The following is a 21,313-nucleotide window of genomic DNA, read 5'->3' as shown; positions in this document are numbered from 1 at the left end:
ATCCCCGAATCAAAGGCGACTTTCCCCAGGAAAAGTCGCCTTTTTTGCGTTTATTAAAATAATTTCTAATGGAAGAATAACTACCGAAGAGCATATAGCGTACGCGATACGGACAAGCCCCCAGACGATTCAGCGAAAGACCTTATATATCAACAAAACGAATGATTACAAGGATCCAATAAAACTGAGATTGCGATACGCGATACATACGGGAATTTTACTGGATGTGTCTCCGCGTAAAGCCTCGGTTTCCCGGCTCCATCAACATATCGCGAGGTGATATACGATTCATCAAAAAATTCTTTATTATCCTAAAGGAAAGGAAACCCGATATGCGAAGCGATATACAACCGAATGAACGAGCTTTCTCTTCCAAGGAAGTGGCAGAAGTCGTAGCGATAGCCACCCCCACTGTTCGAAAGTACGGCCAAATTCTGGAGCGAAACGGATATGAGTTTTTTAAAGATGGCGATCGGCGTATCTTTGTTCAATCCGATATCGAAGCACTCATAGCGTTACGCGATACGGAGAAGCCCCTGGACGATACAGCGAAAGACCTTGTGAATCAACAAAAAGAAAGATTACAAGGTTCCAATGAAACCGACATGGCGATACGCGATACATATGAGGATTTACCCCACGATGCCAAACCACTGAGGGAAATGTTACTGTTTTTAGCGAACGAACTTACAGCTACACGTGAAATGAATGCCCATCTGACCAATGAGGTGTCTCAGCTTAAAACAACGGTTTCCCGGCTGCAGCAAGACCATCATGTCATAAGTTCCAGCATTGGGAATTCCGCTCAAAAAACGCATGCTAAACTTGAAAATATAACCAAACAGCAAAAGATCCATTACGAAGCATTGCTGCAGCACGAAAAACAAAAAAGCGAATTCTTACAAAACGAATTACAAATTATGTCGGAAGAACAGAGAAAGGCATGGCGTTCACAAAATGATTTTAACGTACGCTTAGAAAATGCGATGCGAAAACCAAAAGGAAAATGGAGGAGACTTCTCTCCAGTTTCATGAAATAAGTGCCTATATAAGGCTCTTTTTTTTGCTTTTGTTTTATAACATTATATGGAAACACAACGTTTTCACGATGAGCTCCCGATTTTGTTTTCTATCGATGTCATTTTTTGCGACCTCTGCAGCCACTGCTTTGAGTTCCTTATCATCCAATTGATGTTCACCGTCCTTACTGCATCCAGTAGGATAAACTTGGATGAATAATAAAAATTCAGCGATAATGTTTGTCTTCACTTGTGCCCTTACCACTTTGGTCCTCTCGAAACCAAGAGGAGGGTGAGCGAGTTTTGAGCTGCGTGTTTTGCTTTTTTTATATTATCCGATATTGTTTCCATTTCATTAATCTTGCGGGTATATTGTCCAAAATAATCCTGGAGTTCCATTTGAAATGCCTTTTGTGATTGACCCGATCTCCAGGAATTGGCCTGCTCAATAATACGTCGGATACCCATCTGCTTTCCTCTTAACCTATTGATGTATAGTCTATACTTCGAGTCCAAAGTTTCTAATTGAGAAATCTCTTCCATTAACTTTTGTTTTTGTTGTAGGAGCTCATAGTCTTGTTTCATGTTTGTGCATCCGCCTCCGCGAAAGCCAGCGCCTTGGTTTCCAAAGTCTTGCATAGGCTATTCGTTTTTTCATTGAACCAGAAACTGAAATCAGAAGAAGAGTGGACTACCTGATTTAAAACATGTTCTTGAGTTTGGATCGCATCTAACGTGTAAACCAATCCTCGAATCTTTTGGCACTCTGCCTCAACCTCATGGGAAAATTGCTTGAGGTCCCTAGCAGTATTCTTTAAGTGTTCGGGGGTAACATCTATGGTAGCTGCTTCCGATGAATAATAGCGTGGTGATTGCCAAATGGATTCACCTGTAGCAGCATTCACCATAATTGGATTGTTCAAGTTGCCATACCGATCAAATTTAAAATGAAAAAGGTTGTGATTCTTTTCGCCAGCAATGGATTGCCACGCCCGATAAAAAGGGTTTTGGTCTTTGTTTTGAATTTCATAAGCTGGCCCAATGTAATAAGTTGAACCGATATGGCCATCGTATTCAACAACCGCTCCAGACCCAATTGAATCTTTAGGATTCACATAGTTAATGATCTTGTCATCAAATTTGCCGGCTTTAACCTCTGCTTGCAGATCATCCGGCAGCAAATGAGTAACATCTGGCGCATTGAACGTCACAGCCTCAAAACCATGTTTCGCGGCAACGAAGCCAGCGAGACCCGCTCCCAATGAATGTCCTGTTAATGTGATGTGAGCTTTCGGATGATCCTTCTTTAAATCCTTTGCCAGTCTCTCAGCTAACGTAAATTGGTTCTTAGGTTTTAGATCAATATCAAGCTTTCCGTCATATGCATAAAATGAAACATCAAAATGATCAATCTTCTTTTTTCCAGCAATATTTACTATGTCTGTATATATGTCATTGGCACCGTTCCCGTACCATCTGTTTGGTTCTGTGCCTCGATAAGCAATGATAAGCTCGTCCTGTCCGTGTTTTGTCTTTGACTCTTTTTTATAGATTGTAGCATCAAAACCGGTGTAATCATCGTGCTGTATGTACTTATCTTTCGCGATAACCTTCCAAACTTGTTCGCCATCTTTTAACGGGATTTTAAGCCTTTTTTCCATTGTAGGCTGATAGCTAGCATTACTTAATGTGTTATAAACTTCGTCTCTTACTCTATCTCCCATTGTCGCACCTCATTTAAATAGGGTATAATTTTATTATATAAAATTTTCCAATCAAATGGAGAGTACAGCATGAAAAAAATACTGTATGCGTTAATAATTGTGAGTATCTTACTAATGGCAGGATGTAAAAAGGAGAACGGCATGGAAGAGGAGGATATCAAGCAAACAGCGGCGGTGGTAGCTAAAGACTTTATGGAGGAACGAGGGAAAACGTTTGTGGTAACAGGTTATGACTTTCTAGATTCTTCCACCGGTTCAATAGTGGTATACGGATACTGTAAGGAAGATAAAGATAACAAAATGCTGATCAACATTAATTACATGCAGGATTTTAAAGTTTTATCTTATGGTGATGGAGTAGAAGATTAGTAGAGCAGGTTTCTTAAAGGGAGCTTGCTCTTTTTTTGTGCAAAAGTCCGTAGGTTTAGTCTTTATCCCGAACGCCTTTCTTGCTGGCATCATAAAGCGGCCTTGAAACAATGAGGCCGCGTCTTTATACGCAACTATCTTTGTTCAACACTTTGGCCAGAGACGACAGTAATGGCATTTCGTTTGCCGGGCTTTACGAAAATCATGGCTACCATGTGAGATAAGTACCTTTGTGCTACATAACCATGAAAATTCTCAAAATAAACTTATAAAGGAAGTAAAAGAATTAAAACAAGAGATAGAACCTGATAAGGAAAAAATAAATGTTATTAAATTAACCTTATCTCATATCGGTAAACGAGATGGGGTTATAGAGGGGATAATATTTATCATTTTTTCTATCGTACTGGGCGTTATTGCTCCTATTTGGAGGGTGCCAGTGGGAAAAACCGAGAACGTTAACGAGAACGATTTTAAAGTTACAGCTGCAGGTAAAAACTAAAAAATACGAAATAAATAGAACCCTGCCAACCTCTCGCTGGCAAGGTTCTTTGTGTCTTTAAAAAGCTGATATTTAAACCAGCAACGAGACCGCTATGCAAACAATTCCCATAAGCACTTTTTTCTTAACTGTCATTTAATCCTTAGTTATCATTAATTTGTTTAATTTTAGATAGATTCACTTTAGGTTTTCTGTTTTCGGTCAGCAATCCGTTGACTTCTTGCTGAACATCGGTAATTTGGGTATAACAAAAGCCACAAATGTAGTCCAGGCTCATGATCGCCTTCGTAATGGATGCATAACGATCTAAAAATTCCTGCTCGTCTTTTACTTGGTTCCCATATCCCCAGCCTTCTTCAGAATTAAAGGCAATGCCTCCGTATTCACTTATCATAATCGGCTGTCCTTTATACTCATATCCTTGTGCCATGGCATGTTTAAAGTTATTAAAGGCAATCTCATTATCCACGATTTTTTCTTTTTCCTTATAGCGGCTTAGAAATTCGTCACCATATTCCACATAGTCATGAAGCGTAATGATATCTGAAACCGTATGCTCCCAACCGTCGTTTACGATGACAGGCCTCATAGGATCCATTGATTTTGTCAGATAATAGATGCCTTCCGTAAATTTTTGCTGCTGTTCATTCGTGTAAATATTCTTTACTCCCCAGGATTCATTGAATGGTGTCCACGTGATAATACTTGGGTGATTATAGTGCTGCTGGACAACGGTCATCCATTCCTCCGTGAAATTTTGGATCGCCTCATCCGAAAACTGATAGGCTGCGGCCATTTCAGACCACACTAACAGGCCTTTCTTATCCGCCCAATACAGAAAACGCTGATCTTCTACTTTCATATGTTTCCTTACCCCGTTAAAGCCCATTTCGAATGTCTTCTCGATATCTAAAATGATCGCCTCTTCTGAAGGTGGTGTAAGATGGGAATCTTCCCAATATCCTTGATCTAACAGCAGTTTTTGATAAATCGGCACATTATTCAATAAAATATTGCCATTCTTTATCGATACTTTTCGCATGCCGAAATAGGACTGTACCCGATCCATTTCTTGTTCCCCATGGTAAAGGGTGAATTCCACATCGTACAAATGAGGATGCTGCGGACTCCAATGCATGACTTTCCACTCGTGGATCTCACTGGCCAGATTTACTTTCATCCTTGCATTTTCACGGTCCACCTTCAAACGAAATTCCTTCACAGGGTGGCCATCAAATGTGATCGATGTTCTTAACGAAAGCTCCTTTTGATCTTGTTGAACATTCGCCAATTTATAGTCGAACTCTACGGAATCCGTATCCAGATCGGGAGTGATTTTAACCGATTGTATACTCGTTTGATTTAAAAACTCCAGCCATACGGTTTGCCATATACCGGTGGATTGTACATACCAGCAGCCAAAGTTCTTATCGATCCATCGTTGCTTTCCTCTTGGTTGATGTTCGTTATGGCTATCCTCTATTTTGACGACTACGTTATTTTCTTTTCCTGCATTTATATAGTTGGTAATGTCAAAGGAAAATGCCGTATATCCCCCTTTATGCTGGCCGGCAAACATACCATTCACCCATAGTTTGGTCACATAATCGGCTGCCTGGAAATGGAGAATGGTTTTTTTATGGGAATACTCTTCAGGCACAGTTACTAACCTTTGATACCAAATATAGGGGCAAAAGGTTTCCTCATGTATTCCGCTGGCCTTCGTCTCATACGTAAAGGGAACGATAATTTTTTGGTTTAATGTTGTTTGTTTGTACCACTGCTCTTCTTCTCCGCGATTCGCCTGATCGAACTGAAAATCCCATTCTCCATTAAGATTCAACCATTCTTTTCTCTCAAATTGCGGTCTGGGATATTCCTTGCGAATGTTCACTTCCATGATCAACAGCTCCTTGATAAATTAGTTGGTTTGCTCTATCTGGCTATGTAACTTCGAAATCGTTTTATTTTTTGCCAAGGCCAATATTCCGCCCGAAAGAAAAAGAACAGTACTCAAGAAATCCATAAAAAAGTAGGATGCAACACCTAATAAAATAAACCAGAATGAGAGTTTTACTTCCACTTTGTCATCTTTAAAGTTTCTTGCCAGATAAAGATTCAATAACCCTAAAGCTACAAAAAAGAGGCCGAATGTTACCGCAAAGCTATATAAACTGCCAAACAAGGATTCCACCGCTTTCATTTGCGCAAACTGCGTTTCTTGAATACCGTTACTTTGTGATTTGATATAAGATCCATAGATAAACATGGTAAGCAGACCCGAAAGCATTTGCCATGCCGATCCGATGATGATCAGTTTTCTTTCCAGTTTTCTATTCAAAGCGTTTCCCCCCCTATCCTTTTACTCCAGAAGATAAAGACATCGATTGTAAGAAATAACGCTGAGTAAACAAATACAAAATAAAGGTGGGGACGATTGCAATAATAGCGGCAGCCATCGCATGTCCGATATCTGTGACATACATTCCTTGCAGGAGCTGCAGCCCTGGTGTGATCGGCATTTTATCAATATCATTGAACACGATCGAAGGCCACAAAAAGTCATTCCATGAACTCGTAAAAGTAAATAACGCCACAACGGTTAATACGGGTTTGATGAGGGGGAGTGTAACCTTCGTATAAATTTGAAAATCGTTGGCTCCGTCGATCCGCGCTGATTCATCCAGTTCAATCGGAATCCCGATCATGAACTGTCTTACTAAAAAAACATTAAACACCGCTGCCGCTCCTGGAACGATCGCCGCCCAATAACTATTGACCCAACCGAGGGTATCAACAATTTTATACAACGGGATCAGGTTCACAACAGCAGGGAACATCATGGTTGCCAGCAAGAAGGAAAAAAGCCAGTCCCTTCCCTTAAATCGCAGCCGGGTATATCCATAGGCTGCCATTGAAACAACAACCAATACAAGAATGGTCTGTGTGACAGAAATGATCATGGAATTCATAAACCACTTGGCTACAGGAGCACTTGTGTTATGAAAAAGAACGTCCTGGTAATTGGTGATGACCCAGTGGATGGGCAGCATCGTAAAACCAAAGGTTTGGATATCGATCTCATTTTTAAAGGATGTAAAAAGTGACCAGGCGAGAGGGAATATCCAGATTAAAGTCATGCATAGCAGAAAAATGAATGAAATCAGGGTGGAGATGTTTACTTTTTTCAATGGTACCCGCCTCCTACTTCCTCTCTCTTAATAAGAAAAATTGAATAACCGAGACAGCCATGATGCACAGACCAAGGATAACCGCCATGGCCGACGCAATTCCTGCGATGGATTGACCCGATCCAAAGGCATTCTGCTGGATATACATAAGCAGCACGGTCGTTGAACTGGAAGGACCCCCCTTTGTGAGCATGAGCGCCTGTCCATAGATATTAAACTGGGCGATGGTGGTAATGACGATCGTGAACAGCAGCTGATTCTTTATACTTGGAAGAGTGATGTGGAAAAACTTTTGCAGCCTGCCTGCCCCGTCCAGTGACGCAGCTTCATAGTATTCTTTGGATACTCCGTTTAATGCTGCCTGGTAAATGATCATGTTCCCGCCGATCCCCCACCAGACGGTTACAACGACGAGTGCGATCCATGCGTAAGGCTGTGTGCCCAGCCAGTTGGGTGAGGAAGTGAAGTAATGGTTGATAGGTCCAAACGAAACGTTAAACATCATGGACCAGATGATCATGACAGCTGAAATGGAAAACAATACGGGCAAGTAGAAAATCGCTTGAAAGATCTTCATCCCCTTTGGTTTCACATGGAGTGCAGCAGCTAAAAGCAAGGGGATAATGATGCACGCAGGAACCGTAAAAGCCACAAATTTAAAGGTATTTCCCAGTCCGGTATGCAGCTGGGTGTAGAACGTTGATTCTTTATTTAATAAAATTTCCTTATAGTTATCCAGCCCCACAAACTCGGGAGTATTGACCAAATCCCAGTTCGTAAAAGAAATGTACACACCAAAAAATATAGGGATAAGAAAAAATAAAGCAAACAACAAAAGATGCGGCCCGATAAAAATCATGGGCGAAAAATTGATTCCTTTCCGATGCGGCTTACCCATGGCTGGTGAAAGCACGTCTATTCTCTTTTTTTCTGTCAGCTTAAGATCCATATTTTTTCTCCTTCTCTTTTAGTAGAAGGCAATAGAAGAAATCCTTCCATTGCCTTCTATCCATTCTGCTGGAGACCTGGTTCCTCTTACTTATCCTGAGCGATCTTATCCTCCACGGTTTTTTGGGAATCCTTTAGAGCCTTTTTAATATCGAGCTTTCCAAATACCGTATCGTTGCCGATCTTGTCCAGTTGTTCAGAGATATAGCCGTTGTATTTGTAGTCAAAGATTTTTAACGATTTTTGCTCTGTTGCATCTTTAATCAAGAACGATTGAGGCATCTCGTGATATTTGGGATTATCCAATGTAGCCAATGCTGCCGGGTTTTGCCCCGCTTCTGCCCATGGAAGGGAGTTATCCCTTACCCAGTTAATAAACTTTATGACGCCCTCTGTTTTCTTCTTGTTTCTTTCAGGGTTTTTAAGAAGTACAAATTGGTGGGAAGAACTCCAGTTCACCATTTTGTTCTTGTCATCACTTAGCTGAGGGAAATTTGTCATTCCCCAATTTAAATTCTTTGCCTTCTTAATATCATTTTGCATCCAGATTCCTTCAGGGTAGAAGATCGCTTTTCCAGATTTAAAGGCTTGACCCGCATCCTGGCCATCTTTATTAGTGATGCCTGACTTTACAAAACCATTGTAGAGTTTTAACGTGTCTACGGCTTGTTCCGTGTTTAACGTCGGCTTCGTGCCATCACTCGTAATGCTTCCACCCATTTGGCTGTACACCGACAAGAAGGCAGGCTTCATCCAAGTAACAGGCGCCGCTATAATGCCATCTTTTTTCGCTTTTAATCCTGCTTCCTTTATTTCATCAAATGTAACGATATGATCATCAAGGGCATGTGGCGCATATTTGGCAGCCAGATCTTTGTTGTAGTACATAACAAAGCTATGCACATCCAAAGGGACGCTATATCGCTTATTGTCCAGGCCGCCGATATCCCAGCCCGCTTTCACATAATTTTCAGCTTTGATTTCAGGATATTTTGCAAGGGAATCATCCATTGGAATCAGCATATCCTTGTCCACAAATTGTTTGATCCGCTCAGCATGAACAATGTTTAAATCAGGGATGTTTCTGCCCGAATTGACAACGGTAGGGATCTTTGCGTACATATCGGCTTCTTTTAGTGAGATATTTCTCACTTTAAACTTCGGATTCGTTTTGTTATAGGCATCGACCATCATCTGCATGTTTTTGCCATCTGGACCTACAAACGGATTCCAAAACACAATTTCATTTTTTCCTACCTTATCAGACGATGAACTTTGACTGCACGCCCCTAAGGAAAGAATAAAAATAACGATGATCATACAGCTGATCATTACTTTGATTTTCTTATGCATCTTGAATCTCCCCCTCGTTAATTAGTTAAGGCCGTTGGAAAAACAGAAAACTATGACCTGCTTGATCACTTAAAACCGATAGTTCCCCCTTCCTGACCAAAAGTTTAAACATTCTGAAAATTTATGTTGCTAATCCCCGATGCCGCAAATAAAAATCCTGTTTTTTTCATAACAAATACTGTAGTATTTAATACAAATATTATGTTTGAAACAGTATTGTTGTATTAATTGTTAAGATAACGCTTTCATATTGATAAGTCAATATCTTTTTACATTTCCAGATATTCCTTTATTATGGAGCTATATGGTTCTCCTCATAAAAATAAGATAGGGGCTGCATTTTCTTGCTTGAACTAACAATTGATGAATCAGACGCTTTGATTAAGGTCGCTCACGCGCTCTCGTCAAAGGTAAGAATCGATATTCTAAAATTATTAAATACGAAAAAAATGAACATCAATGAAATCGCGGAACAATTAAATCTGCCCGTTTCTACAATTGCTTTAAACATACGGGTTCTAGAGACTGCCGGGATCATTTATACGGAACTGCTTCCTGCAACGAGGGGGACAATGAAGGTTTGTTCGCGGGTTTTTGAAGATATCCATATGGATTTAAAGATGAGTACTGGTTATGGCCATAAAGAAAACATGTATCAGCTGGAAATGCCGATTGGTCATTATTTTGATGCTAATATTTCGCCAACCTGCGGAATCATTACGAAGAATGGGGTACTCGATCCCTTGGATGAACCTGCATTATTTTACCATCCGGAAAGAATGAATGCTCAACTGATCTGGTTTCGCAAGGGGTATATCGACTATCGATTCCCATTGCAGCTGCCGCCTAATGCAAAGATTCAGTCTGTTCAATTTTCAATGGAGCTCTGTTCAGAGGCACCGCACTATGACCATAATTGGCCTTCCGATATTACGATATGGATAAATGATACAGAAATCTGTACGTGGACATGTCCCGGGGATTTTGGTGAAAGGAAAGGGAAATTAAACCCTGTATGGTTCCCAACGGAGGGGCACACGCAGTATGGTCTTTTAAAAACCTGGAAAATTAACGAAGAGGGAAGCTTTTTAGATGAAATACTGGTTTCTCAAACTTCGTTAAAAGATGTACTTGTCGATAAACAAAAACATCTGAATTTCAGAATCGGTATTAAATCCGATGCTCCGAACATTGGGGGGATCAACCTGTTTGGAAATCAATTAGGTGATTATCCCCAGAATATTTTAATGAGAGTGATTTATTCTTAATTGAAAGGCTCTGTTAAATAAAAATGTTGATATTAAATAACTTGAGGTGAGGGGAGAAAGCAAATGAGCCTGGAACTGATGGATATTTTTCGCATGGAATTTGACTTTAGTTGGGATACTGAGACCTGGTTTTTACCTTTAGAATCTGCTCTTGAGGGTTTAAATTCCGCAGATGCAAGCTGGCAGCCTCCTGGAGGAGGGAATACCATTTGGCAAACGGTGAACCATCTAAATTATTACAACGCCCTCCTTGTTAGACAAATCAATGACACAACGCCCAAAAAAAAGGCATCTGATAACAAGCCTTCATTTGGAGATATTGGGGAACCACCAAATTTGAAATGGCAGGCAGTCTTGGCAGAGAATACCTTTGGGGATATCGGGGACCCAGCCGACTCTGAAAAATGGAAGGAAGTCTTGGCAGAAACACGCCTGATTTGTGGAAACTTGCGTCAATCACTGGCACAAGTTAATGACAGTCAGCTGGATGAGGAACTTGTTGGGGGCCTGTCTCGTCAAATTTTACACAACGTATACCACATAGGACAAATTGTATTAATCCGTAAACAACAAGGCTCTTGGCCAAAGGAGCGAGAATAATTTGTATATACGCGATAGGGCGCAATTCTAAAGCATTGGATTGTGCTCGTTATTACATTATAGGGAGCTTCCATAATTTCTTGCAATTGACCAATATTATTTTTAAACTCTTCGTAAGAAATTTTTTGGTAACATTAAAAGTCCCTTGGCCAAATTCATTCGGATTCATATTTTTTATTCTGGTTCTCATAAAACTCAACTTGATATCCTTCTGCCGAATTTTTATTCATATTCCCTATTCTTTTAATATTACCATTCGAATAAAACTCAACATATCTTCCTTGTTTTACACCGTTTTCCACAAAGAAATAACTCTCTAATTTCCATTTTCATAAAGATCATACGCTAATCCGGTAAACAACCTCTCTTTGCCGTCAGCCGTATACTCTACTATTCCTAAATCATAAGGACCACCGTAATCCAGATGTTCTTCAAACTCCACACCGTTTTGTAAAATATAATCTTTTGTTAAATACCTTCGACCATTCTTAGAACCTCCATGAGAATATTTAAAAACTTCTACTCATTTTATATAAGCAGAAGTTTTTTAACTTGGAATATGTTCTCTCTTTACTTCAAATCATTCAACAGGGCCTGAAAATTGTGTAATTAAATTGAGATGCTCTCTGAGCTTAACCTTTTGTAAATTTGCCGCCACCTCTGGACCACCTAAACTTAAAAGCGGAACATAGCCAAAACATTCGTCAAAAGCGGGTTCTCCATATTTTTGAACGGCCTCTGGATATGGCATCCAGTCAAGAGCCTCATTTAAAAATGTCTCGTCACTCAAATTTTTAATAAAAATATCAAAATTACCTCCGACTACTTCCACTAAATTCTTTCTATAATTTAGCAACATTAAATAGTCGTCTTCCCATACCAAAATGTCCCCCATAGCTGTTGTAAATAGAGGTATCGCTTTCTCTTCACTGATATATGTTTCATCTAATAATTCCTGATAATTATTTGGATTAATGATTCTTAAATACCCATTTTTTATTGTACCAAAGCCGTACTGAGTCCATAACTCAATCATTTGCTTTGGGATGTTATTCTTATATTTTTCAATAACACTTTGAGGAGCTTTTTCTACGAGAACAAAGTCACTGGTAAACATATAACCCTCTCTGCAAGTATAAATTTTTTCAATCATTCCCCTGTACAATATACAAAAAATCAGCAGCCCCGCTTGAAGGCCACTGTTTGATAATCTTTCTGTCCTTCTTTAACCATAATAAATAAAATAATTTCACACTCTAAAAATATGCATAACATTCCTAGAAATTAATCTTCACTATACATTAAATCATCTAACGCTTGATTTTGTCGTTGAATTTCTTTGAATCTATCAAATCTATTCATCAAGTATTCAATCGATACTTCCTTATTTTTAGCAACTTCACCATCAAACAGTCTTATATTTGCATCAATATTTATCAATTCATTAATTAATTTTTTTAGTTTTGCATCGTCTTCCTCATCTTTAAATAGATCACACTCCATTATTGGACTACCATTGCCTATTCTTTTTTTTATCTCAGATAGTCCTAAATTCGTATTTTTCCTTATTGTGGATATATATTTCATTGAATTTTCATCTTGTTCAACTACTAAAAGTATTACTGACATATTTATATCCTCCTTAAAAGTCATTATCGACGGAATCATTTAGAGGTTTACCAGGTAAGCTTTTCTTATAGCTACCACCATGCCATCGATACAAATGTTCTCTAAATGTTACTGGATATATAATTTCACCTTTCCATCTGGAACATAGTGTTCATAAGGCTCAGGAAAAGAAGATATCAATTCTTTATCGTCAAAGTTCACATATAGAAAAGGCTGCATATCGTAAATGTGATCGTATGATTTCTGCACCATAATGTTATGTAACTGCTGATTGCTCACCTTGAATTCACTAAGCCTTTGGAGAAAATCTTCTGCTGTATTTTCGTTAACGACAGCAATATCAAGTCTGTCTGAAAAATCATCAGGATTATGAATTTCGAATCCCTTCTCAAAATAACTCGATATTAATTTTTTCAAATCTAAATACCATATCTCCTTATCAGTAGCATACCATTGTTATAAATTTTTATATTTTACTAGTACTATGATCGTCTCGGCAGGATTGATGTATCTCCCCCTCGTTTCTTTATTTTACAATACCCTTCATTGCTCCACCCATATGATTAAATTTCTTCCACTTCTGGCCAAATGTAAAAAATCTCGAAAGGAATATTCCACCAATCAAGATTTTCTCATCATTTTTTACCAGCATTGATTTCTTGTATTAATCATCACCTAAAATTCTATCATCTAACTTTTCTCTGTCTTCAGCAATTTGTTCATAAGAACTAATAAGGTTACTTATATAATCAATTTGAACCTCTCTATTATCTTGAAACAAATGTACAGTTGCTCCTTTACTTATTAAAGCATCCATTGTTTTTTTAAAGTCTTTTAATTCATCTGTATCAAAATAATCACATTCAAGTACAACATTATTATCTTCTATATTTCTTTTAATATCTTGAATACTTGTTCCATTACTCTGTCTAATAATGGATACATACTTTAATTTATTTGAATCGTCTTCAATTTTCAGTCTCATTTTACCCATGAATTTCCCTCCTAAATTGCTGACCAGGGGTTTTACTCGAATAAGGTCGGGTCAGTAAGAAAACAGCAAATCTTTACTAAAAAACATCCCGTTACCTCAACACCATCAACTTCAAGAGTCACCTCTTCCTCAATATTCGAATCCAGGTCTTTACCAAGAGCCTCGTAAATCACTGTCACACCTCACTCTTCTACAGACCTTATTAATTCTTTTAATAATTTTTCAGCTTCATGCATCTCCCCTAACAGAGAATTTTGATAATCGTTATAGCTGTCCATATACGCTTGCACACTGCCTAAAATAATGATCTGCTTAATATCCCCTTGGTTCTCTAACAGTTCTAAAGCATTCTTATATCTTTTGGTTATAAGTTGTAAAATTTCAGTATTGTCATGAACAGCTTCTTTCTGTAATTTGTTAACCACTACTCTCAACTGGTCGATTAACTGCTTTTCATTATCCTTAAAGTCATCTGCATTTTCATTTATTCGCTGAATTTCTTCATACCTATTAAAACGATTGATCAAATAGTCAACCGTTATTTCGTTATTCTGATGTATTTCATCCTGAAAGAGTTTGATCTTTGCGCCAGCATCGATCAGCTCTTTTATTAACTGTTTTAGTTTTACATCGTCATCTGTATCATGAAATAACTTACACTCCATGATTGGTTTATCCTTCCGAATCCTTTTTGTTATTTCTGCTGATCCTAAATATGTATTCTTCCTAATTACAGGTATATACTTTTTAACATTTTCATCGTGTTCTACCACTACAAGTACTACTGACAAATCCAGCCCTCCATTCACCGGGTTTTAAAGCTTATGCCCGTAAAAGTATTTTTGTCCTTTCTCCCAATTTACAGAGGAGATTCTGTTGATATAATCAATAAATTCTTTGTACTTGGTTGCATTAATACGTGTGTTATACTCTCCAGGCACTTTTTCACCCGTATAAATCGATAATAGAGAATGAATAGAAAATAAACCTTGAGAGGCCTTTGCCTATCAAGGTCACATTATTTCTAATACTCGCCTAGAATATGTAAATCAAAAAATCTGTTTGTTATTAAAGTACTGTTTCAATTGCATCACTCAACATGGAATCAAAGCTATCATATGACTGAATTAACGTTCCTGAAGGTTTATCGAGTTCCACATAAAGTTGTTCCTTTAAGTCAAAACAATACCATGCTGTATCGGAATCCCCATAAAATATATATTTTTTTTGCCAATCATTTTCATACCAAATTTCATTGGTCTCAATAAACCCATGGAGTTCTTCATCGATTTCATTATCTAAAAAATCTTCATCAATCCCATAGATTACTAAACCATTAAAATCTAATCCATTTACTTTTTGTAGAAACTCAATATATGACTGGGTAATTGTAATGTTTCCTAATCTCTGATGAATATTATCATTCATTTTTCTAATCTCTGTATCTAAAGCAGGTTCCCTGAGTGAACTCCCATATTTTTTTTCGATTTTTTCTATTTCTATCAGCAAGTCTTTCCATTGAGGCATATCTACTCTTCCCTTCTTTTTAGTTTTGGTGGGTAAACATTATCCTGAAACAATGGCCAATGTATTTTTTTACTTTCGGTTGGAGTTAATCCTCTTGTTAAGGAGTTCTGTTCATTAGTAACCGCTTTATGATAAGGGTCATTCTTTATCAACACTAAGTTGTTTAAATTATTTGTGCCACCATCGTCCAAAGGTAAGTTATGATGGACTTGCCAGCCTTTTGGATTAAGACCATCTTTCATTCTTGCAATATCACCTTCAGTTAAACCAGCTTTTCTAAGATGTTCAACTCTCACTGGGTCGTTAGCAAACCCTTTAAGAAAATTTTTCCTAACAGAACTGTTAAATTCTTTCCTAAGTTTAGCTGTTTCTTCTGGAAGTCTCTTAGTGTATTTAATTTCTTCTACCCTTACACCTTCAAAATGAATTTTTTCTCCTTTTAGGGTTCCTATAAAATGATTATTTGTTTTACTACTTATTTTACTGACATCCGCCGACCCAACAACCCTTCTCGCAGCCTGCCCTTCCTTCGCCACTCCAATCACTTTATCCGCCGTTCGTACGACTTTGAATGCCTTAACACCCTTCCCGATAGGGGTAAGCCCAAAGACAAACATTCCTCCAGCCAAAACCCTGCCCCATCCCGAGATTTTTTCTCCTGTAACCGGGTCAATGCCTGTGGCAGCACGTTGAGCATCATAGACGCCGCTTAGTTCCCCGGCTGCGTCTTTAGCGAGTTTTCCTGCATCAATGCCATCTGTCTTGCCGGGATCCTTGAAGCGGTCGTCGTACTTTGCAAGGATCGCTGTGGCCTGAGTGAGCGAAAGCGGAACGTTATCGGCACCGGAGGCCTTATGGGCAAAATAGGAGAGCCAGGCTGCCTGGTATTCGAAAGTCTGTACGATCATTTTGCTCGTTTCTTTTATACTACCATTTATGGCGGAAATCTGCCCTGAAAACGGAGGCGGGAATTCAGAATGTGAGAGTATGGAACTAGCTTTTTCAGTCTCTCTTTCCAGGCTGTGCTGAAGGTTCTTCGCCCGGTTTTGATGCTCCAGCATCCGTTTGGACAGGCTTGCCAGCCGATTAGGTTCTATTTTGATTTCCATGAAGTCCCTCCTGCCTTATTTGGTTGATTCCTGCTTCTTCAGTGCTTCTTTAATTTCGCGAAGGGACACCATTAACTTGGAACGTTCGCCCTCCAAATAAGAAATCCAGTAATCTATGTAATAGACCTGCTGTCCGATGTCACCCTTAAAGCTTGAAAGGGTCTTATCCAGTGACTCATACATGTCCTTATATTCCTGCTGCTTCTTTCCCTTCCAGGTGTCTTCCCGCGTTTCCTGAGTCACATCACGAGCAATATTCTGAGACAGCGTATTTGTCTCTTTTTGCAAGGTAAGAAGGCCTTGCTGAACCTCTTTAATCTGTTGTATATCCTGATTAATCGTTTCAATCTGCCTTTGTACACGGACACCATCCATAAACCCCAGCATACCGATCATCCTCCTTTCGTCCTTAGCTCTTTACCGTACAAATCCCTATATAGTTAGTCACCATCATATTTTACCTTATTTTGTTAAACCTTTAACTCTATCCTTTTTACCAACCTTTATGTAGTTACCTAGGGCTTTTGACACCTATAGACGCTCTTATAAAAAAATATACAAAGTGATGCCCCCTTTTCCCTCTTTTTCTCTATTTAAAGAGTGAATATCTTTTTAGAGAGGAAGAGCGCAATGTTGCCTGGAAAGATTACAAATTTTAAAGAGCTGAGTGAGTTCCAAACGGTAAAAGAGTTCAATGAATCAAACAAACACTTTTTGAAGGTACATGGGGAGAAGTTTACGAAGGGGGAGTTGATCGCCTTTCACCAGCTCACACGATATAGTGTCAAAGTCATTGGCGTATGCAATGCAAGAATTGGTACGCTAGTTTCTGCGTGTCATGAAAAAGGCGGCATTTCCCGTTCCACGGTTGAACGCATGCTGCGCAAAGCAAGAAAGTTTGGAGTCCTTTCCATCCATCACACCATCCGGAACAAGGGCGGTTATGCCCACAACATTTTTGTATTCCATCGTTTTGACAGACCGCTTCCGCAAAAATTGACGGGCCGGCAAAGTCCCCAAACACCTAGCAGCACTGTGAAAAATCCCGACATTTCAGTATCGGAAACTAAAAACCTAGAAACAAAAGAAATAAAGAAATTAACAACCAAAACCCTACGTAAGCAACCCGCGTTTTCTCCAACATTGGATTATTCATATCTTCCTGACTACATACCCATGGATTTTATTTCTGCGGTCAAACCCTTCTTCACAACCGCTGCAGAAATTTGTTCACTTTGGCAGAAGGCGCGAATTGCTTATAAAAAATTGCAGATGGAACGGCCGCTGGAGTTATTGGTTCCAGATGTGATTCAGGCTTTTAAGATCACGGTTTACCAATACAAACTGCGAAAGATTAAATCAACGTTCTCCCAATACTTCTATGGTGTTCTCTATGGGATTTTAACCGTTGAGCGCAGAAGAGAGCGGTATGCTGAGGTTCACACGTATGATTGGCTCAATGCAGATGAATCCGCATTATAAAAATACTGTTGGGGGTGAGTCATGGCAATTATTCGAATAGAAGAAGTAAAGTTAAACGACATTGCTTATGATTTTAAAATTTTCCCTTCTAAAGCCACCATGGTAAAAAAATACAGGTTAATGACTAATGGAGTTACCGGCCCTCTGATTAAATTAGAAAAAATGAGTGACTGCTACTATGTAGTGGGGAATTTTGAATACTTTTTTAGCTGCTTATATATGGAGGCTAACGGGGTATTTCTATGCAACGTATCAACCTACGAAAACAATGACAAGATAGATCGTTATATTCGAACGCTTAATAACTTGTTCGTAGAAGGATGCCGATATTGGAGTTTGAAAAACTTCTATATAAAATGCATTCTAGCCGATTCCAACTGGGACATCTCTTCCTTATCTCATAGACTAAAGGTGGACCAGGCAGACCTGGAAAAATTTATATTACATCCCTCCCTGGGTAGAAATGAAAAGTTTGCCAACTCATTAGGCGAACAACCGTTATTCAACTACATTAAAAACTCCCCATTAAGCGCGGAAAATAAACATTTTCTTTTTTCACTCGCCTCTAAGAATACAGTAAGGTTAACTCAAAAAGACGTTTCTACCTTTATTGATTATCACATGAAACAAGGAAATACCTTTAACTGCTTTCACCCTGATGCTGAGAACATCTTCTGGGAAATTGTTAACTATATGGACCATGTCAAGAATGTGCATTGGCGAGATATTGAGCAGCGTTACTTTACGAATCCATTTGTAGTAAATAAGGATCTCCCGGGTAACTTAAAAGTAAGTACTCATGTTAAATGACAAACTTAATTATCTCTTTTTACCATTCAGATAGGTGGACAACCCAATATAAGGAGTATATTGCTTTGGAGTAGGGTGCTTATGAACAACAGGAGGCTTTGGCTGTGGATAAAAAATCTTTAGAATTTGCTTGGCACCATTTAAAGACATACTTACTTTGGGATTACGATGATTAGGATTAGATTCTATCACCTCTAATGTTTTCCGGTCTTCTTTCGTGGAGGGGAGATGAAATAAAAAATCATCAACTCTGATTAGCACATCCAATTGCCGCCACGCCTTTCCCGGGTTCGGGGAATAATGTAGACCTAATTTGTGAGCACGGCCCTCTTTCAGCAATTGCTGAATTGCCCTCTGCTTAATGGAGTAGAGTGAAGGTGCATTCTTCGCATGTTGGTTTATAATATGAATCGCTGAAGCTATGACTTTGATTTCCGTTTTCAATATGTGTCCCCCTTAGATACTTGAAAAAGCATCCATTCTAGGGAATCGATGCTTCTCCTTTTTTGGCTTACATTCATTACATCGATGGCTCGTGACCTCTCGCTTTAAATTGCCTCAGCAGCACATACACCGAAATAATTCCCATCGTATCAATAATTACATCATACAAACGGCCATCCCGTCCAAAATACAGCTGCATTACTTCGGTAAATACAGCAAATCCAAAGGACAGAACCACAGCTCGTCCATGCTTTTCTAACCAGGCAAAAAGCAAAAGATCAAGGATGGCAAAACCTAAAAAGTGTCCGGTTTTAATAAGAATAAAGTTAGGATGGATCAGGGTAATGTCCGAGAAACTGAAGAAGTGAGAGAAGTCAGGTGATGTCAGTCTAAATTCAATAATGTGGCTTCCTAACAGTGCCTCAAGATTGTCCGTAAAGGTATGAATACCAAGGAAAAGGGTCCAGGCAACAACGATAAGAAATTTAAATGTTTTCATATTTCATTTATATCCATATTAGCTCTACTTCATAAGCTCTTCTGTTTTATACCCATTCACATTTTTCTTCTGCCAATTCCATGCATCGGCACACATTTCGTCGATTCCCTTCTCTGCTTTCCAACCAAGATCATTTCTTGCTTTTGTCGGATCAGCATAACTCACAGCAACATCCCCAGATCTACGATCAACTATTTTATACGGGATAACTTTCCCTGTAGCTTTTTCAAAAGCTCTAAGAACTTCAAGAACACTATAACCATTCCCGGTTCCCAAATTATAGGCTTCAATTCCAGTACTATTCAAAACTTTATCTAAAGCTTTCAAATGGCCCTTAGCTAAATCAACTACATGGATATAGTCTCTGACACCTGTGCCATCTATAGTGTCATAGTCATTACCGAAAATTTGTAGTTCATTTAGCTTACCAACTGCCACTTGTGTGATATAAGGAGTTAAGTTATTGGGAACTCCGTTGGGATCCTCTCCGATAAGGCCGCTCTCATGAGCACCGACTGGATTGAAGTAACGCAGCAAAGATATGCTCCACTCAGAATCTGCTGCCTGTAGGTCACGAAGAATCTCCTCAATCATAAGTTTAGTACGACCATAAGGATTAGTTGCCCCAAGCTTTGTATCTTCTGCAATAGGCACTTGGTTGGTTAAACCATAGACTGTTGCAGATGAACTAAAAACCATCTTCTTCACATTAAATTTCTTCATTATCTCAGAAAGAACAAGAGTCCCTGTCACATTATTTATATAGTAATGTAGTGGTTGAGCAACTGATTCACCGACCGCTTTTAACCCTGCAAAGTGAATGACAGCTTCGATAGAATATTGTTGAAATACTCGTTCCATCTCTAGCTTATCTAATAAGTCAACTTCCTCAAAAGCAAACGATTTGTGTGTTATCTCTTTGACTCGATTCAAAGACTCCACTTGGCTGTTAGATAAATTATCTAGAACTACAATATCATATCCTTCATTTAGAAGCTGAACACATGTATGACTTCCGATGTATCCAGCTCCTCCTGTTACTAAAATCATCATGATATCCTCCAAGTTAATTTTTTCACATAAATAGTTTTATAACTTTTTCATAGCATTATAAGAATAGTTCAAAAAACAAAAAGAAGACTTAATAACATTTAATTTTTCTAGCTTTCTATACATATTCCAAGTTTTTCTTGCTGCTTTAATCTTATTTCTTGAAAGGGACCCTTTAGTTTTCCTATAAAGTGCTAGCTCTTCTTGTATCCCCACTGCTTCACTACCAGATCTTAATATTGATAACCACAACGCTGAATCTTCTGGACAATCCCTAAACTCAGGCATTCTTACATCACCTGTTTTTTCTCTATTAAACACAACTGTTAAACAACCAATAATTGTATTACCTAACAGTTGTGCATAATTAATTTTTTCAGGTACTTTTATTACTTTGCTAGTTAATTCACCGTTTTCTTCGATTATCCGATAATTACTAAAAGTCAGGATCAAATCATGTTTTTCCATTATTTCAATTTGTCTTTCTAACTTAGACGGCAGCCAAAGATCGTCACTATCTAAAAAAGCAATGTATTTTCCTTCTGCATTTTCCATAGCTATATTCCTAGCCTTTGCAGGACCAACATTATTGTTTAGTTCAATTAGTTTTATTCTATTATCTGTTTTTTTTAGATTATTTATTAATATAGTGCTATTATCTGATGAATTATCGTCAACAATTATTAACTCCCAGTTGTTATATGTTTGACTCTGCACTGATTTAATTGTTTCTTCAATAAACTCTGAAGCATTAAAACAAGGGGTAACTATAGATACTTTGGGTAAGTACATATT

Annotated in this window: 28 protein-coding genes and 2 pseudogenes; 7 read left to right on the top strand and 23 right to left on the bottom strand. The window is 38.5% G+C overall.

Annotated features, from left to right (window positions below):
- The first annotated feature begins 332 nt into the window (after window positions 1-332).
- Complete coding sequence (locus tag QYF49_RS01945; RefSeq protein ID WP_290397949.1) at window positions 333-1,040, top strand: hypothetical protein; 708 nt, start codon at window positions 333-335, stop codon at window positions 1,038-1,040.
- Window positions 1,041-1,074: 34 nt separating this feature from the next.
- On the opposite strand, the gene QYF49_RS01940 is transcribed toward QYF49_RS01945, so the two are convergent.
- From QYF49_RS01940 to QYF49_RS01930, 3 genes are read right to left on the bottom strand one after another with little or no spacing between them, the layout of a single operon-like run.
- A complete protein-coding gene (locus tag QYF49_RS01940) occupies window positions 1,075-1,269 on the bottom strand; it encodes a hypothetical protein (RefSeq protein WP_290397948.1) in 195 nt (64 codons plus the stop codon).
- An 8-nt stretch (window positions 1,270-1,277) separates the two neighbouring features.
- Entirely contained in the window at window positions 1,278-1,604 is a 327-nt protein-coding gene (locus QYF49_RS01935; protein ID WP_290397947.1) for a hypothetical protein, read from the bottom strand.
- Window positions 1,601-2,743 carry a Tle-like phospholipase domain-containing protein gene (locus QYF49_RS01930; protein WP_290397946.1) on the bottom strand — a complete coding sequence of 381 codons (1,143 nt, stop codon included), beginning with the start codon at window positions 2,741-2,743 and terminating at the stop codon, window positions 1,601-1,603. The genes QYF49_RS01935 and QYF49_RS01930 overlap by 4 nt, the downstream gene beginning before the upstream one ends.
- Before the next feature lie 69 nt (window positions 2,744-2,812).
- Between QYF49_RS01930 and QYF49_RS01925 the strand changes: the two genes are divergently transcribed.
- Complete coding sequence (locus tag QYF49_RS01925; RefSeq protein WP_290397945.1) at window positions 2,813-3,112, top strand: hypothetical protein; 300 nt, start codon at window positions 2,813-2,815, stop codon at window positions 3,110-3,112.
- A 232-nt stretch (window positions 3,113-3,344) separates the two neighbouring features.
- The gene (locus tag QYF49_RS01920; protein WP_290397944.1) at window positions 3,345-3,614 is read left to right on the top strand and encodes a hypothetical protein; all 270 of its coding nucleotides are present in this window, start codon (window positions 3,345-3,347) and stop codon (window positions 3,612-3,614) included.
- Between the two features lie 142 nt (window positions 3,615-3,756).
- On the opposite strand, the gene QYF49_RS01915 is transcribed toward QYF49_RS01920, so the two are convergent.
- The 5 genes from QYF49_RS01915 to QYF49_RS01895 all read right to left on the bottom strand — a co-directional run bounded on the left by QYF49_RS01915 (window position 3,757) and on the right by QYF49_RS01895 (window position 9,106).
- Window positions 3,757-5,514, bottom strand: coding sequence for a glycoside hydrolase family 2 protein (locus QYF49_RS01915; RefSeq protein ID WP_290397943.1), 1,758 nt, complete (start codon window positions 5,512-5,514; stop codon window positions 3,757-3,759).
- 21 nt (window positions 5,515-5,535) lie between these two features.
- Complete coding sequence (locus QYF49_RS01910) at window positions 5,536-5,955, bottom strand: hypothetical protein (protein ID WP_290397942.1); 420 nt, start codon at window positions 5,953-5,955, stop codon at window positions 5,536-5,538.
- 13 nt (window positions 5,956-5,968) lie between these two features.
- Complete coding sequence (locus QYF49_RS01905; protein WP_290397941.1) at window positions 5,969-6,805, bottom strand: carbohydrate ABC transporter permease; 837 nt, start codon at window positions 6,803-6,805, stop codon at window positions 5,969-5,971.
- Between the two features lie 13 nt (window positions 6,806-6,818).
- On the bottom strand, window positions 6,819-7,664 hold the full coding sequence (locus QYF49_RS01900) for a carbohydrate ABC transporter permease (protein ID WP_254781419.1): 846 nt from the start codon (window positions 7,662-7,664) through the stop codon (window positions 6,819-6,821).
- Between the two features lie 176 nt (window positions 7,665-7,840).
- A complete protein-coding gene (locus QYF49_RS01895) occupies window positions 7,841-9,106 on the bottom strand; it encodes an extracellular solute-binding protein (protein WP_290397940.1) in 1,266 nt (421 codons plus the stop codon).
- Between the two features lie 344 nt (window positions 9,107-9,450).
- Here QYF49_RS01895 and QYF49_RS01890 point away from each other — a divergent pair, with 344 nt between their 5' ends.
- Together QYF49_RS01890 and QYF49_RS01885 are read left to right on the top strand one after the other, a co-directional pair.
- Entirely contained in the window at window positions 9,451-10,374 is a 924-nt protein-coding gene (locus QYF49_RS01890; RefSeq protein WP_290397939.1) for an ArsR/SmtB family transcription factor, read from the top strand.
- A 63-nt stretch (window positions 10,375-10,437) separates the two neighbouring features.
- Window positions 10,438-10,974, top strand: coding sequence for a DinB family protein (locus tag QYF49_RS01885; protein ID WP_290397938.1), 537 nt, complete (start codon window positions 10,438-10,440; stop codon window positions 10,972-10,974).
- A gap of 158 nt (window positions 10,975-11,132) precedes the next feature.
- Here QYF49_RS01885 and QYF49_RS01880 read toward each other — a convergent pair.
- The 11 genes and pseudogenes from QYF49_RS01880 to QYF49_RS01830 all read right to left on the bottom strand — a co-directional run.
- Window positions 11,133-11,431, bottom strand: a pseudogene (locus QYF49_RS01880) (toxin-antitoxin system YwqK family antitoxin); the annotation flags it as partial.
- Between the two features lie 123 nt (window positions 11,432-11,554).
- Window positions 11,555-12,127, bottom strand: a complete 573-nt coding sequence (locus QYF49_RS01875; RefSeq protein ID WP_290397937.1) for a T6SS immunity protein Tdi1 domain-containing protein — start codon at window positions 12,125-12,127, stop codon at window positions 11,555-11,557.
- 131 nt (window positions 12,128-12,258) lie between these two features.
- The gene (locus QYF49_RS01870) at window positions 12,259-12,603 is read right to left on the bottom strand and encodes a hypothetical protein (protein WP_290397936.1); all 345 of its coding nucleotides are present in this window, start codon (window positions 12,601-12,603) and stop codon (window positions 12,259-12,261) included.
- A 108-nt stretch (window positions 12,604-12,711) separates the two neighbouring features.
- Window positions 12,712-13,020 (bottom strand): hypothetical protein, encoded by a 309-nt coding sequence (locus QYF49_RS01865; protein ID WP_290397935.1) that lies wholly within the window; start codon window positions 13,018-13,020, stop codon window positions 12,712-12,714.
- Window positions 13,021-13,267: 247 nt separating this feature from the next.
- Window positions 13,268-13,597 (bottom strand): hypothetical protein, encoded by a 330-nt coding sequence (locus QYF49_RS01860; protein WP_290397934.1) that lies wholly within the window; start codon window positions 13,595-13,597, stop codon window positions 13,268-13,270.
- A gap of 32 nt (window positions 13,598-13,629) precedes the next feature.
- Complete coding sequence (locus QYF49_RS01855; protein ID WP_290397933.1) at window positions 13,630-13,776, bottom strand: hypothetical protein; 147 nt, start codon at window positions 13,774-13,776, stop codon at window positions 13,630-13,632.
- A gap of 3 nt (window positions 13,777-13,779) precedes the next feature.
- The gene (locus QYF49_RS25625) at window positions 13,780-14,388 is read right to left on the bottom strand and encodes a hypothetical protein (protein WP_354005785.1); all 609 of its coding nucleotides are present in this window, start codon (window positions 14,386-14,388) and stop codon (window positions 13,780-13,782) included.
- 24 nt (window positions 14,389-14,412) lie between these two features.
- A pseudogene (gene imm47, locus QYF49_RS01845) lies at window positions 14,413-14,574 on the bottom strand (Imm47 family immunity protein); the annotation flags it as partial.
- Window positions 14,575-14,665: 91 nt separating this feature from the next.
- The gene (locus QYF49_RS01840) at window positions 14,666-15,124 is read right to left on the bottom strand and encodes a YrhA family protein (protein WP_290397932.1); all 459 of its coding nucleotides are present in this window, start codon (window positions 15,122-15,124) and stop codon (window positions 14,666-14,668) included.
- Window positions 15,125-15,126: 2 nt separating this feature from the next.
- Window positions 15,127-16,233: a pre-toxin TG domain-containing protein gene (locus QYF49_RS01835; RefSeq protein WP_290397931.1), complete on the bottom strand. Its 1,107-nt coding sequence runs from the start codon at window positions 16,231-16,233 to the stop codon at window positions 15,127-15,129.
- A gap of 15 nt (window positions 16,234-16,248) precedes the next feature.
- Window positions 16,249-16,620 carry a hypothetical protein gene (locus QYF49_RS01830; protein ID WP_290397930.1) on the bottom strand — a complete coding sequence of 124 codons (372 nt, stop codon included), beginning with the start codon at window positions 16,618-16,620 and terminating at the stop codon, window positions 16,249-16,251.
- A 243-nt stretch (window positions 16,621-16,863) separates the two neighbouring features.
- Here QYF49_RS01830 and QYF49_RS01825 point away from each other — a divergent pair, with 243 nt between their 5' ends.
- Both QYF49_RS01825 and QYF49_RS01820 read left to right on the top strand, forming a co-directional pair.
- Window positions 16,864-17,715, top strand: a complete 852-nt coding sequence (locus QYF49_RS01825) for a hypothetical protein (protein WP_290397929.1) — start codon at window positions 16,864-16,866, stop codon at window positions 17,713-17,715.
- A gap of 21 nt (window positions 17,716-17,736) precedes the next feature.
- Entirely contained in the window at window positions 17,737-18,525 is a 789-nt protein-coding gene (locus QYF49_RS01820; protein ID WP_290397928.1) for a hypothetical protein, read from the top strand.
- Window positions 18,526-18,534: 9 nt separating this feature from the next.
- Here the strand turns inward: QYF49_RS01820 and QYF49_RS01815 are convergent, their stop codons facing one another.
- The 4 genes from QYF49_RS01815 to QYF49_RS01800 form a co-directional block, all read right to left on the bottom strand.
- Window positions 18,535-18,969, bottom strand: a complete 435-nt coding sequence (locus QYF49_RS01815; protein ID WP_290397927.1) for a YkyB family protein — start codon at window positions 18,967-18,969, stop codon at window positions 18,535-18,537.
- A 76-nt stretch (window positions 18,970-19,045) separates the two neighbouring features.
- Entirely contained in the window at window positions 19,046-19,468 is a 423-nt protein-coding gene (locus tag QYF49_RS01810) for a VanZ family protein (RefSeq protein WP_290397926.1), read from the bottom strand.
- 24 nt (window positions 19,469-19,492) lie between these two features.
- On the bottom strand, window positions 19,493-20,521 hold the full coding sequence (gene galE / locus QYF49_RS01805) for a UDP-glucose 4-epimerase GalE (RefSeq protein WP_290397925.1): 1,029 nt from the start codon (window positions 20,519-20,521) through the stop codon (window positions 19,493-19,495).
- A 36-nt stretch (window positions 20,522-20,557) separates the two neighbouring features.
- Window positions 20,558-21,310 carry a glycosyltransferase family 2 protein gene (locus QYF49_RS01800; protein WP_290397924.1) on the bottom strand — a complete coding sequence of 251 codons (753 nt, stop codon included), beginning with the start codon at window positions 21,308-21,310 and terminating at the stop codon, window positions 20,558-20,560.
- Window positions 21,311-21,313: the final 3 nt, after the last annotated feature.

It is taken from the genome of Fictibacillus terranigra, from assembly GCF_030412265.1.
Taxonomy (GTDB): Bacteria; Bacillota; Bacilli; order Bacillales; family Fictibacillaceae; genus Fictibacillus_C; species Fictibacillus_C terrinigri.
The sequence above is the reverse complement of the archived record's forward strand: the minus strand, read 5'-3'. Positions and strand labels throughout refer to the sequence as shown.